Annotated in this window: 15 protein-coding genes; 7 read left to right on the forward strand and 8 right to left on the reverse strand. The window is 68.6% G+C overall.

The window, feature by feature from the left end:
* The first annotated feature begins 63 nt into the window (after positions 1–63).
* The 5 genes from cysI (at position 64) to MMG85_RS02740 (ending at position 5,158) form a co-directional block, all read left to right on the forward strand.
* A complete protein-coding gene (cysI, locus tag MMG85_RS02720) occupies positions 64–1,767 on the forward strand; it encodes an assimilatory sulfite reductase (NADPH) hemoprotein subunit (RefSeq protein ID WP_241044620.1) in 1,704 nt (567 codons plus the stop codon).
* Positions 1,764–2,477 carry a phosphoadenylyl-sulfate reductase gene (locus MMG85_RS02725; RefSeq protein WP_241044621.1) on the forward strand — a complete coding sequence of 238 codons (714 nt, stop codon included), beginning with the start codon at positions 1,764–1,766 and terminating at the stop codon, positions 2,475–2,477. The genes cysI and MMG85_RS02725 overlap by 4 nt, the downstream gene beginning before the upstream one ends.
* A gap of 170 nt (positions 2,478–2,647) precedes the next feature.
* Positions 2,648–3,910, forward strand: a complete 1,263-nt coding sequence (locus MMG85_RS02730; protein ID WP_241044763.1) for a histidine kinase — start codon at positions 2,648–2,650, stop codon at positions 3,908–3,910.
* Positions 3,907–4,677, forward strand: a complete 771-nt coding sequence (locus tag MMG85_RS02735; RefSeq protein WP_241044622.1) for a LytTR family DNA-binding domain-containing protein — start codon at positions 3,907–3,909, stop codon at positions 4,675–4,677. Before MMG85_RS02730 ends, MMG85_RS02735 begins: the two co-directional genes overlap by 4 nt.
* 112 nt (positions 4,678–4,789) lie before the next feature.
* Positions 4,790–5,158: a hypothetical protein gene (locus MMG85_RS02740; protein WP_241044623.1), complete on the forward strand. Its 369-nt coding sequence runs from the start codon at positions 4,790–4,792 to the stop codon at positions 5,156–5,158.
* 39 nt (positions 5,159–5,197) lie between these two features.
* On the opposite strand, the gene MMG85_RS02745 is transcribed toward MMG85_RS02740, so the two are convergent.
* From MMG85_RS02745 to MMG85_RS02765, 5 genes are all read right to left on the reverse strand, one after another.
* Positions 5,198–5,518, reverse strand: a complete 321-nt coding sequence (locus MMG85_RS02745) for a type II toxin-antitoxin system RelE/ParE family toxin (protein WP_055940180.1) — start codon at positions 5,516–5,518, stop codon at positions 5,198–5,200.
* Positions 5,506–5,763, reverse strand: coding sequence for a type II toxin-antitoxin system Phd/YefM family antitoxin (locus MMG85_RS02750; protein WP_241044625.1), 258 nt, complete (start codon positions 5,761–5,763; stop codon positions 5,506–5,508). The genes MMG85_RS02745 and MMG85_RS02750 overlap by 13 nt, the downstream gene beginning before the upstream one ends.
* Before the next feature lie 99 nt (positions 5,764–5,862).
* Positions 5,863–6,249: a DUF2809 domain-containing protein gene (locus MMG85_RS02755; protein WP_241044627.1), complete on the reverse strand. Its 387-nt coding sequence runs from the start codon at positions 6,247–6,249 to the stop codon at positions 5,863–5,865.
* Positions 6,246–6,593 carry a hypothetical protein gene (locus MMG85_RS02760; RefSeq protein ID WP_055940178.1) on the reverse strand — a complete coding sequence of 116 codons (348 nt, stop codon included), beginning with the start codon at positions 6,591–6,593 and terminating at the stop codon, positions 6,246–6,248. Before MMG85_RS02760 ends, MMG85_RS02755 begins: the two co-directional genes overlap by 4 nt.
* A gap of 77 nt (positions 6,594–6,670) precedes the next feature.
* Positions 6,671–7,654 carry a LysR family transcriptional regulator gene (locus MMG85_RS02765; protein ID WP_055940176.1) on the reverse strand — a complete coding sequence of 328 codons (984 nt, stop codon included), beginning with the start codon at positions 7,652–7,654 and terminating at the stop codon, positions 6,671–6,673.
* Positions 7,655–7,826: 172 nt separating this feature from the next.
* On the opposite strand from MMG85_RS02765, the gene cysG reads away from it, so the two are divergent.
* Together cysG and cysK are read left to right on the forward strand one after the other, a co-directional pair.
* Positions 7,827–9,275 carry a siroheme synthase CysG gene (cysG, locus tag MMG85_RS02770; RefSeq protein WP_241044629.1) on the forward strand — a complete coding sequence of 483 codons (1,449 nt, stop codon included), beginning with the start codon at positions 7,827–7,829 and terminating at the stop codon, positions 9,273–9,275.
* Positions 9,276–9,299: 24 nt separating this feature from the next.
* The gene (gene cysK / locus MMG85_RS02775) at positions 9,300–10,274 is read left to right on the forward strand and encodes a cysteine synthase A (RefSeq protein ID WP_241044631.1); all 975 of its coding nucleotides are present in this window, start codon (positions 9,300–9,302) and stop codon (positions 10,272–10,274) included.
* Between the two features lie 6 nt (positions 10,275–10,280).
* Here cysK and MMG85_RS02780 read toward each other — a convergent pair whose 3' ends face one another.
* From MMG85_RS02780 to MMG85_RS02790, 3 genes are all read right to left on the reverse strand, one after another.
* Positions 10,281–10,733 carry a DUF6265 family protein gene (locus MMG85_RS02780; RefSeq protein WP_241044764.1) on the reverse strand — a complete coding sequence of 151 codons (453 nt, stop codon included), beginning with the start codon at positions 10,731–10,733 and terminating at the stop codon, positions 10,281–10,283.
* 234 nt (positions 10,734–10,967) lie between these two features.
* The gene (locus MMG85_RS02785; protein ID WP_241044632.1) at positions 10,968–11,354 is read right to left on the reverse strand and encodes a VOC family protein; all 387 of its coding nucleotides are present in this window, start codon (positions 11,352–11,354) and stop codon (positions 10,968–10,970) included.
* A 26-nt stretch (positions 11,355–11,380) separates the two neighbouring features.
* Entirely contained in the window at positions 11,381–12,937 is a 1,557-nt protein-coding gene (locus MMG85_RS02790) for an MDR family MFS transporter (protein ID WP_241044633.1), read from the reverse strand.
* Positions 12,938–12,988 lie beyond the last annotated feature (51 nt).

The raw sequence follows: 12,988 nt of genomic DNA on the forward strand, positions 1-12,988 counted from the left end.
TCGGGGTGTGCTCCCTCCCCCGCAAGCGGGGGAGGGAGCACACCCCGAAGCCATCACACCAACATGTCCAACCACTCCGTCGAAGACATCAAATCCGAGAGCCACCGCCTGCGTGGCAGCCTGCTCGACAGCCTGGCCGATCCGGTCACCGGGGCGCTGCGCGAATCGGACCAGACCCTGATCAAGTACCACGGCAGCTACCAGCAGGACGACCGCGACCTGCGCGACGAGCGCCGCCGGCAGAAGCTGGAGCCTGCCTACCAGTTCATGATCCGCACGCGCACGCCGGGCGGCGTGGTCACGCCGGCGCAGTGGCTGAAGCTGGACGCCATCGCCACGCAGTACGCCAATCATTCGCTGCGCATCACCACGCGGCAGGCCTTCCAGTTCCACGGCGTCATCAAGCGCGAACTGAAGGCGACCATGCAGGCCATCAACGCCGCATTGATCGACACGCTGGCGGCCTGCGGCGACGTCAACCGCAACGTGCTGGTGGCGGCCAACCCGCTGGAATCGCGCGCGCACGCCGACGTGCAGGCGTGGGCGGCGAAGCTGTCCGAGCACCTGCTGCCCAACACCCGCGCGTACTACGAGATCTGGCTGGACGAGGAGCGCGTGGCCGGCAGCGGCGAGGAAGAAGAACCGATCTACGGCGCCACCTACCTGCCCCGCAAGTTCAAGATCGGCTTCGCGGTGCCGCCGGTCAACGACGTGGACGTGTTCGCCAACGACCTGGGCTTCATCGCCGTGCTGGACGACGGCGCGCTGGCCGGCTTCAACCTGGTGATCGGCGGCGGCATGGGTGCGACCCATGGCGATGCCGAAACCTATCCGCGTGTCGGCAACGTGGTCGGCTTCATCACGCCGGAACAGTTGCTGGAGGTGGCCACGGCCGTGGTCACCACCCAGCGCGACCTGGGCAACCGCGAGCAGCGCAAGCGTGCGCGTTTCAAGTACACCATCGACGACCATGGCCTGGACACGGTCGTGGCGGAGATCGAGCGCCGCAGCGGCGTGGCGCTGCAGCCGGTTCGTCCCTTCCATTTCCAGCACAACGGCGATCGCTACGGCTGGGTCGAGGGCGAAGACGGCCACTGGCACCTGACCCTGCATCTGTATGCGGGCCGCATCGCCGACACCGCGCAGGCCACCCACCTCACCGGCCTGCGCGAGATCGCCAACGTCCATCGCGGCGAGTTCCGGATGACCGCGAACCAGAACCTGGTGATCGCCGGCGTGCCGGCCGGCGAGCGCGCGCGTATCGATGCGCTGGTGAAGGCGCACGGGCTGGATGCCGGCGAACGGCTCGGCACCGCCCTCCAGCGCGCGGCCGTGGCCTGCGTGGCGCTGCCGACCTGCGGGCTGGCGATGGCCGAAGCGGAGCGCTACCTGCCAGACTTCACCGACAAGCTGCAGCCATTGCTGGACAAGCACGGCCTGCGCGATGCGCCCATCGTGCTGCGCATCTCCGGCTGCCCGAACGGGTGCTCGCGGCCGTACCTGGCGGAGATCGCCCTGGTCGGCAAGGCGCCGGGCCGCTACAACCTGATGCTCGGCGGCGACGCGCGCGGCCAGCGGCTCAACACGCTGTACCGCGAGAACATCGACGAAGCCGCCATCCTCGCCACGCTGGACGAGTTGTTCGCGCGCTATGCGGCCGGTCGCGACGGCGATGAAGGCTTCGGCGACTTCCTGCATCGCAGCGGCGTGGTCGCCCTGCCCGCCTATCCCACCCACCGACAGATCGCCCTGGAACTGCACGCATGAGCGCCCTCGCCCTTTCACTGGACACGGACCGGATCGCCGAGCACAACGCGTGGCTGGAAACGCAGACCGCCGAGCAGCGCATCGCCTGGGCGCTGAAGCACGGGCCTGCCGAAGCCGCGATGTCGTCCAGCTTCGGCGCGCAGGCGGCGGTGCTGCTGCACATGGTCACCCGGCAGAAGCCGGACGTCCCGGTGGTGCTGATCGACACGGGCTACCTGTTCCCCGAGACCTACCGCTTCGCCGACGAACTGACCGAGCGCCTGCAGCTCAACCTGCAGGTGTTCCGCCCGCTGGTCAGCCGCGCCTGGATGGAGGCGCGCCACGGCCGCCTGTGGGAGCAGGGCCTGGTCGGCATCGAGCAGTACAACAGCCTGCGCAAGGTCGAGCCGATGAAGCGCGCGCTCAAGGAACTGGGCGTGGGCACCTGGTTCACCGGCCTGCGCCGCGTCCAGGCCACCAGCCGCGCCAACGCCCCGGTGCTGCAGCAGCGCGAGGAGCGCTGGAAGATCAACCCCATCGTCGACTGGACCGACCGCGACGTGTGGCAGTACATGAAGCAGCACGACCTGCCCTACCACCCGCTGTGGGAGCAGGGCTACGTGTCGATCGGCGACTTCCACACCACCCGCCGCTGGGAACCCGGCATGCGCGAGGAGGACACCCGCTTCAACGGGCTCAAGCGCGAGTGCGGCATCCACATCGACGTCTGACGCGCCGCGCGGGCGTCCACGCCCTCGACGGCCGGTAGCCGCGCCCCGCGGAAATTCGCGCCGGTCGAGGGGTCTTCCATCGCCCGAAGACCGCTTCCATCGCCCGCCCCCTTCCCTCCCCGGATCGGCGGGCTATCCTCCACGGCACTTCCCAAGCCGTGGTATCCAACGTGTTCCCCAGCCTGCTGCTGATCATCCGCATCCTCGTCGCCTGGTTCGGCGCGATCCTCATGGCGGGCTTCATCTGGAACGGCATCTTCGAACGGACCATGCTGTCGGGTGCGGCCGAGTGGCTGTTCAACCTCGCCTCGACGCTGGTGATGCTGTCGGTACTGATCGGCCTGATCAGCCACCTGCGGCGGATCTGGCTGATCACGGGGCGGCTCGACAGCACCACGCTGGCCAGCCGCCAGCGCCGGCAGATCGAAGTACCGCTGGACACCGCCGACGCCTTCGCCCTGATCGAAGGTGCGCTGCGCGAACTGCCGCGCGCCGAGGAGGCGGAAAGCGCGCCCGACAGCCTGCAGGTACGGGTCAAGGTGCGCCGTATCGACAGCTTCGACGGCCCCAGCCAGCCGTCGCGCTTCAACATCATGGCGCGCTTCGCGGTGAAGCGTGACCTCGTCCAGGCCACGGTCACGCCCGGCAACGGCACCAGCAGCATCACCCTGATGGTCGGCCCGGACGCGAGCGCATGGCTGGACCTGTTCGTGCTGGACGATGGCGTCAACGTCGAGAACGTCGAGGCCGTCACCCGCGCCATCACCCGTCGCGTCGCCGACCAGCGCCGGCAGGAACAGGCCGATGTGGTGAAGACCGTCAGCGAGAAGGAACTGACGGTCGCGCGCCTGAACCTGCTCAACGCGCAGGTCGAGCCGCACTTCCTCTACAACACGCTGGCCAGCGCGCAGGTGCTGACGCGCACCGATCCGCCGCGCGCCGACATCATGCTGGGCCACCTGATCCACTACCTGCGCAGTTCGCTGCCGCGCACCGACGACGCGCTGTCGACGCTGGGCGAGGAACTGGAACGCACGCTGGCCTACCTGGAGATCCTGAAGATCCGCATGGGCAGCCGCCTGTCGCTGCAGATCGAAGTGCCGGACGCGCTCAAGCCGGTGCCGATGCCGTCGATGATGCTGCAGACGCTGGTCGAGAACGCCATCAAGCACGGCCTGGAGCCGAAGACCGGCGGCGGTACCGTCTGGATCCTGGCCCGCCAGCACGACGACCACGCGACGCTGACCGTCGCCGACGACGGCCAGGGCTTCGGCGGCCAGAGCAGCGGCACCGGCATCGGCCTGAAGAACCTGCGCGAGCGCCTGCGCCTGACCTTCGGCGGCGACGCCTCGTTCGCCATCGTCTCCAACTTCCCCAGCGGCGTGGCCGCCACGCTGACGTTGCCGCTTCCCGGCAAGGCAGGTGCCGCATGAACTTCCGGGGCGTGATCGCCGAAGACGAGGAACTGCTGCGCACCGCGCTGTCCTCGCTGCTCAAGGAAACCTGGCCGCAGCTGGACATCGTGGCCGAATGCGAGGACGGCGCCAGCGCGCTGGAGTCCATCGTCGAGCTGCAGCCGGACGTGGCCTTCCTCGACATCCGCATGCCCGGCCTGACCGGCATCGAGGTCGCGCGCGGCATGGCCGATGCCTGCCCGCGCACGCAGGTGGTGTTCGTCACCGCTTACGACCAGTACGCGATCGATGCATTCGAGCAGGGCGCCATCGACTACCTGCTCAAGCCGATCACGCGCGAGCGCCTGTTGGCCACCGTGCAACGCATCCAGGCGCGCGCCACCGCCGGCCATCCCGACGGCGCCACGCTGGACGCGTTACTGCGCCGCCTGTCCGCGGTGTCGTCGGCACCGGCGAAACCGGCGCTGGTATGGCTCACCGCCAGCGTCGGCAAGGACACCAGGCTGATCCTGGTGGACGACGTGGCCTACTTCCAGGCCGACAACAAGTACACCACGGTGATGACGGCCGAGGGCGAATCGCTGCTGCGCACGCCGTTGCGCGAGCTGCTCGATTCGCTGGACCAGACCACCTTCAAGCAGATCCACCGCTCCACCATCGTCAACATGAAGGCGGTCGCCTCGGTCAGTCGCGACGACGCCGGTCGCGGCCGCCTGAAACTGAAGACGCGACCGGAAGTGCTGACCGTCAGCCAGCCCTTCATGACGCTGTTCCGCAACATGTAGCACCGCTCTAAACCCGTCCGCCCCGCGCGGCATCCAACGTGGCATCGCCGGCACGACGCACACGCGTCGTGGAGGGCATGTCATTGCCCATCGAAACGACAAAGGAATCGCCATGCGCATCATCACGTCCCTGATGTCCTGCCTGCTGGCCCTGGCAGGATGCGACGACAAGCCCAGCGTCACCACCATCCACCACAGCAGCGCCAACGGCGTGGATACGCTTTTCAGCAAGAGCACGCTGAAGGAAGGCGTGGCCACCTTCGAGTGTTTCGCCAGCGAGAGCGGCCAGTGCCACTACCGCGTCTACACCGAGCGCTGCGCAGTTGCCGCGACCGGCGCGAATCCCGCGGACTGCACCCGCACCACGCTGGAGGACTTTGCGCTGGCACCCGGCAAGACGCATGAGATCCGTGGCTTGCCGGAGGATTTCCGGCAATGCGTGGCGAAGGAGGCCGATGCCGGTCGCCGTTGCGGCAGCTGAGGGGCCACTGCATGCCACGCCGCTTCAATCGCAATGGCGTCAGCGCGCTTTACCTGGTGCGCGCGGCTTCAGCATGCCCGGCCGCAGCAGCCGCTCGCTGCGCATGACGTGCAGGATCACCACCTGCCCACCTTCATGGCGATAGATCACGCGGCACGGCGGCTCGACGACCTGGCGGTAGCGTCCGCGCTTCAACTCGGCGGGGCGGCTGCCGCTGTCCGGGTGGTCGGCGAGTTGTTCGACATGGGCGAACACCCGACGCACCAGTTCCGCCGCCGCGCCCGGATCCTCCAGCGCGATGTAATCCGCGATGGCGTCGAGATCACTCAGCGCGGGTTCGGACCAGACTACTTCAACCATCTGGCAAGCCGTTCCCTGGCTTGTTCATGGGAGACGGCGCGCCCTTCGGCGACGGCCTGTTCACCACGCGCGATGCCTTCCAGCAGGGACATGCGCGCCACCATCGCTTCGTAGGTTTCCACATCCACCAGGTAGGCGCTGGGCAGCCCGTGCTGAGTGATGAGGATGGGCTCGCGCTTCCGCTCGATGTCAGCCAGCAAGTCGGTGGCCTGTCGCTTCAGCGTGGTGACGAGTTCGGTGCGCATGAAGTGACACTACAGTATCACTCACGCCCTCACAAGCCGTGCGGCGGGCCGCAAGCCCTGCATCACGCCGTCAGGTCCGACGACCTCGACGCGCGCACCTCAACCACGCGCGGCACGGACGTTGTCGCGACGCTCGACCGCGCAGGCCAACACGAAGCCGATCAGATAGGCAACCACGTCCAGCAGGTCCGGCGTGCTGCCCAGCACGATGCGCAGCACCGGCGAGGAAACCTGCCAGCCCGCCTGCTGGCTGACGTACTGCGCCGCCTCGACCGTCAGTCCCACGGCCAGCGCCAGCAACGGCCGTATGGGCGGACGCAGCCACACCCCGGCAGCCAGCAGGCAATACACCCAGACAACCGCGACGACATCGCCGGCGAAGCTGCGTATCCAGCCCAGCCCCGCGCCGGCGGTCGCCAGCAGGACAAGCAGTACGAACAGGACCAGCGCGCACCCGGCCGCCGCCAGGTCGAACCGCCACCTCATGCGCTGCCGCAATGCGCGCCTTCCAGGCTCTTGCTGCCGCAGGCCAGGCACTTGCGGTACTTCTGCCGCTGCCGGTTGTAGCGGATGCGCGACATCATGCCGCCGCAGGCGCAGCGCAGTTCCCGGCCGCGCGCCCAGCGGTAGAGCCGCCAGCTGGAATGCAGCGCCCACGCCGTGCCCAGCAGGATGGCCAGCAGGAACGACAGCGAGGCCAGCCGTTGCGGCGTGATGTCGCCGAAGGCGCGCTCGGTCCGCGTCACCACTTCCGCCGTGGCGAAGCCGCCCACCGCGATGACCACGGCCGGGGCATACATGCGGGCAACCATGCGGGAGATGCGGTTCATCGGGATCGGGGATCGGGAGGAGGGATGCAGGCTCGCCCGTGCAGGCAGGCCGCGTCAATCACGCCAACGGGGGAGCCTCAGCTGGTGATCGTCTGGGTCAGCGACTGCCACGTCGGCGGCTCGGGCCAGTCCGGATCCTGGTTGCCGTCGATCACCCGGCGCAGGTCGCGGCGGTCGATCTGCGGGGCCAGCGCGCGCACCAGGTCCAGCGCGTAGTCGCGCAATACCCGCTCGCGCGGCAGCACCGCCCAGGCGATGCACTCCTTCACCTCCGGCGGTGCCGGCCAGGCGCGCAGGTCGGTGTCGGATGCATTCACCGCCATCTCGGCCAGCAGGCCCACGCCGAGGCCGGCGCGCACATAGGTCTTGATGAGGTCGGCATCGAGCGCGGTCAGGGCGATGTTCGGTTCCAGCCCCACCTTGGCGAAGGCGCGCTGCAATGACGAACCCGGGCGCGTCGACGATTCGTAGCTGATCAGCGGCTGGTCGGCCAGGTCCGCCATGGTAGGCACGCGACCGAGCTGTTCCAGCGCATGGGCGCGCGGCACCAGCACCAGTCGCCGCCAGCGGTACAGCGGCACGGCGATGCCGGCCTGCGGCGGATCGCCGGCGGTGCTGACCACCGCCATGTCGGCGTCGCCCTGGGTCAGCAGGTCCAGTGCCTGGCTTTCCGGGGCCTGCTGGAGATGCACGCTGACCTGCGGGAAATCGCGCTTGATCTGCGCGATGGCCGGCGGCAGTACGAACCGCGCCTGCGTGTGGGTGGTCACCAGCACCAGCTGGCCCTGGCTTTCGCGGCGCTGGTTGGCGGCGTAGGTGCGGATGTTGTTGGCCTCGGCCAGCACCAGCCGGGCGCGGTCGATCACTTCGTGGCCGGCCGGCGTCACCGCTTCCAGGCTGCGTCCCTTGCGCACGAACAGCAGGAAGCCCAGTTCGTCTTCCAGTTGCTTCAGCTGTTTGGACAAACCGGGCTGGGTGGCGTGCACGCGGGCCGCCGCCAGCGTGATGTTGAGGTCGGCATCGGCAATCGCCACCAGGTAGCGGAGTTGGGTCAGCGTCATCGGCGTGGGGCGTGGGGGCCCACCGGGAGGGGCCTTGGACTGTAGAGGATTTGCCCGGACCGTAGCCGGCACCACTTATAACCGCAAGCTATATGGTGTTGGTGGGATGTCATTTCCGACCGTCCTGGGCCAGCAGTACGGTCGACAGCCCAGCCACCACCCCCACACGCCCGTGAGCGCTCCGCTGTTTCCCCTGTTCGCCGACCTGCAAGGCCGCCGGGTACTGGTCGTGGGCGGTGGCCCGGTGGCGGAGCGGAAGACCGAGGCGCTGCTGCATGCCGGCGCCCGCCCGCGCGTCGGCGCGCCGGAACTGACCCCGCGCCTGCGGGCCTGGCACGAGCAGGGCCGGATCGACTGGATCGCCGGACGCTTCGATGTCGCCTGGCTGGCCGATGCCTGGCTGGTGGTCGCCGCTACCGACGACAGCCACGTCAATCAGGCCGTCGCCGCCGCCGCCGAGGCGCGCCATCTGTTCGCCAATGTCGTGGACGATGCAGAACTGTCCACCTTCCAGGTGCCCGCCATCGTCGAGCGTGGCCCGTTGCAGGTGGCCATCTCCAGCGGCGGCGGCGCACCGATGCTGGCCCGTCACCTGCGCCGCCAGCTGGAAACCCTGCTGGATGATTCTTGGGCGTCGCTGGCGCACCTGTTCACCCGCCAGCGCCAGCGCATCCGACAGCGCTTCCCGCAGCCGGCCGAGCGTCGCCGCTTCTTCGAGAAGCTGCTGGCCGGCCCCCTGCCCCGCCTGTTCCGCCAGCAGCTGCACGTGCAGGCCGAACAGCATTTCCAGGCGATGCTGGATGAACACGTCACGGTCGTGCGCAGCGGCTCGGTCGCCGTGGTCGGCGCCGGCCCGGGCGACGCCGGCCTGCTGACGCTCAACGCCTTGCGGGCGATGAACGAAGCCGACGTGGTCCTGCACGACCGCCTGGTCAGCGAGGACGTGCTGCGCCTGGGCCGGCGCGATGCGACCTACATCGAAGTAGGCAAGTCGGCCAGCGGCCACAGCACGCGCCAGGACGACATCCATGCGCTGATGCTGGAACACGCCCGGGCCGGCCATCGCGTGGTGCGGCTGAAGGGCGGCGATCCGTTCGTGTTCGGTCGCGGCGGCGAAGAGCTGGAGTTCCTGCGCGCCCATGGCATTCCGTACGAAGTCGTCCCCGGCATCACCGCGGCCGTGGCGTGCGCGGCCTATGCCGGCATTCCGCTCACCCATCGCGACCATGCACAGTCGTTGAAGCTGGTGACCGCACACTGCAAGGACTCCTTCGACACCCTCGACTGGCAGGCGCTGGCGCAGGAACGGCAGACGCTGGCCGTGTACATGGGCGTGGCCGGGCTGGAAGGCCTGAGCAACCGGCTGCTCCAGCATGGCCGCGCGCCGTCGACCCCGTTCGCGCTGGTGGAGAACGGATCGCGCCGCGACCAGCGCGTGATCGGCGGCACGCTGGCCGATCTGGCGGAAACCGCGCGTTTCCACCAGGTACGCTCGCCCGCGCTGCTGATCCTGGGCGACGTCGCCGCATTGGCCGACACGCTGCACTGGTTCGGCGCGCCGCCCGTCGGCGCTCCCACACATTCCCGCAACCTGCCCGTGCCCACACTGCAGGCCGCCTGACCCTTCGCTCCCCTAGGACATCCCATGGCCCTCTACGACAGCATCCTGGACACCATCGGCCGCACCCCGGTCGTGAAACTGCACCGCATCGCGCCCGAGCACGTGACGCTCTATGCCAAGGTGGAGTCGTTCAACCCGGGCGGCTCGGTGAAGGACCGCCTGGCGCTGGCGATCGTCCTGGATGCCGAGGCCAAGGGCCTGCTGAAGCCGGGCGACACCATCGTCGAAGCGACCTCCGGCAACACCGGCGTGGCACTGGCGATGGTGGCCGCCGCGCGCGGCTACAAGTTCGTCGCCACGATGGTGGAAACCTTCTCCATCGAGCGCCGCAAGCTGATGCGCGCGTACGGCGCCAAGGTGATCCTGACGCCGGCCGCCGAGCGTGGCAGCGGCATGGTGCGCCGCGCGGAGGAACTGGCCAAGCAGCACGGCTGGTTCCTCGCCCGCCAGTTCGCCAATCCCGCCAACCCGGCCTACCACCGGCAGACCACGGCGGCGGAAATCCTGCGCGATTTCGCCGGCCAGCGGCTCGACCACTTCGTCACCGGCTGGGGCACGGGCGGCACGCTGACCGGGGTGGGTGAAGTGCTCAAGGTCGCGCGTCCGGACGTGCGCATCACCGCGTCCGAGCCCGCCGGCGCCTCGCTGCTGCAGGGCAAGGAATGGCAGCCGCACAAGATCCAGGGCTGGACGCCGGACTTCGTGCCGGACGTACTGAACCGCGAGGTCGCCGACGAGATCCTGCCGGTCAACGACGTGGAGTCCATCGCCACCGCGCGCCGGCTGGCGGCGGAGGAAGGCATCTTCGTCGGCATTTCCGGCGGTGCCACCGTCGCGGCGGCCCTGCAGGTCGCGCAGAAGGCCAAGCCCGGCGACGTGCTGCTGGCGATGCTGCCGGACACCGGCGAGCGCTATTTCTCCACGCCGCTGTTCGAAGGCGTCAACGAAGGCTCGGACGACGAATGGCTGGCCTCGCTGGGCGAGGCCGAGCTGCCGTAACGCGATTCAAGGCAACGGCGGCGCCACGCAGTCGCGCCGCCAGGTCCATTCCAGTGCCTTGCCGTCATCGCGGCCATCATCGACACGCGCGTGCAGCGTGTCGGCGTCGGAGCGCGAATAGATCACGCGCTTCGGGAAGTCATGCGCCGGATTGGCGAACACCACGCGATCCTGCGCCACGCTCTGCGCGGGAAACGCGGTCACCGCCCCACCCCCGGGCTGCGCGAGCAGCACCCAGCGTCCGTCCTGCTGCGCGATGCGCATGAACTCGAAGCCGGCCGCCCTGCCGTCGCGCGTGTCACGGTGCATGCCGACCAGCAGCCCACCCCGCGGCGCCATCCAGGTTTCCTCACTGAACGTCTTGCCGCGCTGGCCGCACCAGTGGCCGGCAAGCCAGTCGAGATCGTTGGCCAGTGCGGGGCTGACCATCAATGCCGTGGACACGGCCAAGAAAAACATCGCCAAGTGTTTCATGGGTTCGACTCGCTTCGCTGTCGGTACGCGAAGTTAGCAGGCCCGAGTCAAACCCGCGATCCCGGTGCCTCTGTAGGAGCGACGTGAGTCGCGACCGTGAATCCAGTCTGCCACGGAGTCGGCAGAAGACGACAAGCGACTCCCTTCCATGGATTCCCGGTAGATGCGTGCGCGCGAGAGCGAGCGGTCGCGACTCACGTCGCTCCTACAGAAGCCGGATCACGGCTCGTAGAGCTCCAGCGGCAGGTCATCCGGATCGGCGAAGAAGGTGAAGCGGCGGGTGGTGTATTCGTCCACGCGTACCGCTTCGGTCGCCACGCCATGCGCGTGCAGGTGTGCGACGGCGGCATCCAGGTCGGCGACGCGCAGCGCGAGGTGGCGCAGTCCGCAGGCTTCCGGCCGCGACACGCGCGGCGGTGGCGACGGGAACGAGAACAGCTCGACCTGCGTGCCGTCCGGCAGGGCGAGATCGAGCTTCCACGAATCGCGTTCGGCGCGGTAGTGCTCGGCGAGCATGCGCAGGCCCAGCACTTCGGTGTAGAAACGCTTCGATCGCGCATAGTCCGACGCGATGATGGCGACGTGGTGCAGGCCTTCGATCTTCATGCGCGCAAGTCCTGTGGCATCGGAACTCAATGGGCCGCCGCGGCATCCGCACCGGCGTTGCCGCCCGAAGGCGCCTTGCCGCCCCGCATCAGCAGCACCAGCGGCATCGACACCAGCGTCAGCAGCATCATCAGTTTGAAGTCGTTGAGGTAGCCGATGGCGGCCGCCTGCCGGTTGACCTCGGCATTGAGCAGGGCCAGACCGGTGGCGGTGGACGGATCCATCGCCGCCGGCAGCAGCGTGGTTTCGGCACCGAACGCCGGAATGCGCGCACCGATCTCGGCGTGGTTCACCTGCATCGCGCGGGAGAGCATGGTCATCACCACCGAGATGCCGACCGACGACCCGATGTTGCGCACCAGGCTGAAGAGGCCGGCGGCCTCGGTGCGCTGGTGCGGCTCCAGCGTGGCGTAGGCAACGGTGGAGATCGGCACGAACACCAGGCCCAGCCCCATGCCCTGCACCACGCCCAGCCAGACGATGGATTCCATCGATGCATTCGGCCCAAACTGGGTCATGCCATGCAGCGAGAACGCCATCAGCGCCATGCCCACCAGGATCGGCCAGCGCGCGTCGATCCGGCCCAGCAAACGACCCACGACCATCATGCTGAACATCGTGCCGACGCCACGCGGCGCCAGCACCAGACCGATGGTCAGCACCGGGTAGTTCATCAGCGTGCTCAGGTACGGCGGCAGCAGCGCCAGCGTGGCGAACAGCACGATGCCGACCACGAAGATCAGCGCGCAGCCGACCGCGAAGTTCGCGTTCTTCAGCAGGCCGAGGTCGAGCAGCGCGTGCTCGCGCTTGCGCCACCACCACAGCCCGTACATGTACAGGGCGAGGAAGGCGAGTGCGGCTTCGATCTGGATCTCGACGCTGCCGAACCAGTCCTCGCTCTGCCCGCGATCGAGGAACAGCTGCAACGCACCGATGCCCAGCGCCAGCAGGCCCAGCCCGATGCCGTCGAGCTTGCGCTCCTGCACCACGTCCTTCTTCACGCTGGCCATGATGCCGACCAGCGCCAGGATGCCGATGGGCAGGTTGATCAGGAACACCCAGTGCCAGCTGTAGTTCTGGGTCAGGAAGCCGCCCAGCGGCGGGCCGAGGATGGGGCCGACCATGATGCCCATGCCCCACATCGCCATCGCCGCGCCATGCTTTTCCTTGGGGAACGCATCGAGCAGCAGCGACTGCGAGATCGGCACCAGCGAGGCGCCGAACACGCCCTGCAGGATGCGGAACATCACCATCTCGCCGATGCCGCTGGCGATGCCGCACAGCAGCGATGCGACAGTGAAGCCGCTGACCGCGATGATCAGCAGGCGGCGACGCCCGAGCCGCCCGGCCAGCCAGCCGGTGACCGGGGTCAGGATCGCGGCCGCGACGATGTAGCTGGTCAGCACCCACGACACCTGGTCCTGGGTGGCCGACAGCGAGCCCTGCATGTCCGGCAGCGCGACGTTGGCGATGGTGGTGTCCAGCGCCTGCATCAGCGTGGCCAGCATCACCGAGCCGACCAGCAGCGTGCGCTTGCCGGTGTCGTCCTGCGCGGGAGCGGCGGGAACGGCGGTTGTGCTCATGGGAAATTCCGGAACGGACCGGCGCACGCGGCGTGCGACGATCCAGAGGTC

The sequence above is a fragment of the Pseudoxanthomonas sp. LH2527 genome (assembly GCF_022539275.1).
Classification (GTDB): Bacteria; Pseudomonadota; Gammaproteobacteria; order Xanthomonadales; family Xanthomonadaceae; genus Pseudoxanthomonas_A.

What these genes read in the sequence shown, in the direction of transcription:
- cysI (WP_241044620.1), top strand. Translation starts at nt 64, where the DNA reads ATGTCCAACCACTCCGTCGAAGACATCAAATCCGAGAGCCACCGCCTG.
- MMG85_RS02725 (WP_241044621.1), top strand. Translation starts at nt 1,764, where the DNA reads ATGAGCGCCCTCGCCCTTTCACTGGACACGGACCGGATCGCCGAGCAC.
- MMG85_RS02735 (WP_241044622.1), top strand. Translation starts at nt 3,907, where the DNA reads ATGAACTTCCGGGGCGTGATCGCCGAAGACGAGGAACTGCTGCGCACC.
- MMG85_RS02740 (WP_241044623.1), top strand. Translation starts at nt 4,790, where the DNA reads ATGCGCATCATCACGTCCCTGATGTCCTGCCTGCTGGCCCTGGCAGGA.
- MMG85_RS02745 (WP_055940180.1), bottom strand. Translation starts at nt 5,518, where the DNA reads ATGGTTGAAGTAGTCTGGTCCGAACCCGCGCTGAGTGATCTCGACGCC.
- MMG85_RS02750 (WP_241044625.1), bottom strand. Translation starts at nt 5,763, where the DNA reads ATGCGCACCGAACTCGTCACCACGCTGAAGCGACAGGCCACCGACTTG.
- MMG85_RS02755 (WP_241044627.1), bottom strand. Translation starts at nt 6,249, where the DNA reads ATGAGGTGGCGGTTCGACCTGGCGGCGGCCGGGTGCGCGCTGGTCCTG.
- MMG85_RS02760 (WP_055940178.1), bottom strand. Translation starts at nt 6,593, where the DNA reads ATGAACCGCATCTCCCGCATGGTTGCCCGCATGTATGCCCCGGCCGTG.
- MMG85_RS02765 (WP_055940176.1), bottom strand. Translation starts at nt 7,654, where the DNA reads ATGACGCTGACCCAACTCCGCTACCTGGTGGCGATTGCCGATGCCGAC.
- cysK (WP_241044631.1), top strand. Translation starts at nt 9,300, where the DNA reads ATGGCCCTCTACGACAGCATCCTGGACACCATCGGCCGCACCCCGGTC.
- MMG85_RS02780 (WP_241044764.1), bottom strand. Translation starts at nt 10,733, where the DNA reads ATGTTTTTCTTGGCCGTGTCCACGGCATTGATGGTCAGCCCCGCACTG.
- MMG85_RS02785 (WP_241044632.1), bottom strand. Translation starts at nt 11,354, where the DNA reads ATGAAGATCGAAGGCCTGCACCACGTCGCCATCATCGCGTCGGACTAT.
- MMG85_RS02790 (WP_241044633.1), bottom strand. Translation starts at nt 12,937, where the DNA reads ATGAGCACAACCGCCGTTCCCGCCGCTCCCGCGCAGGACGACACCGGC.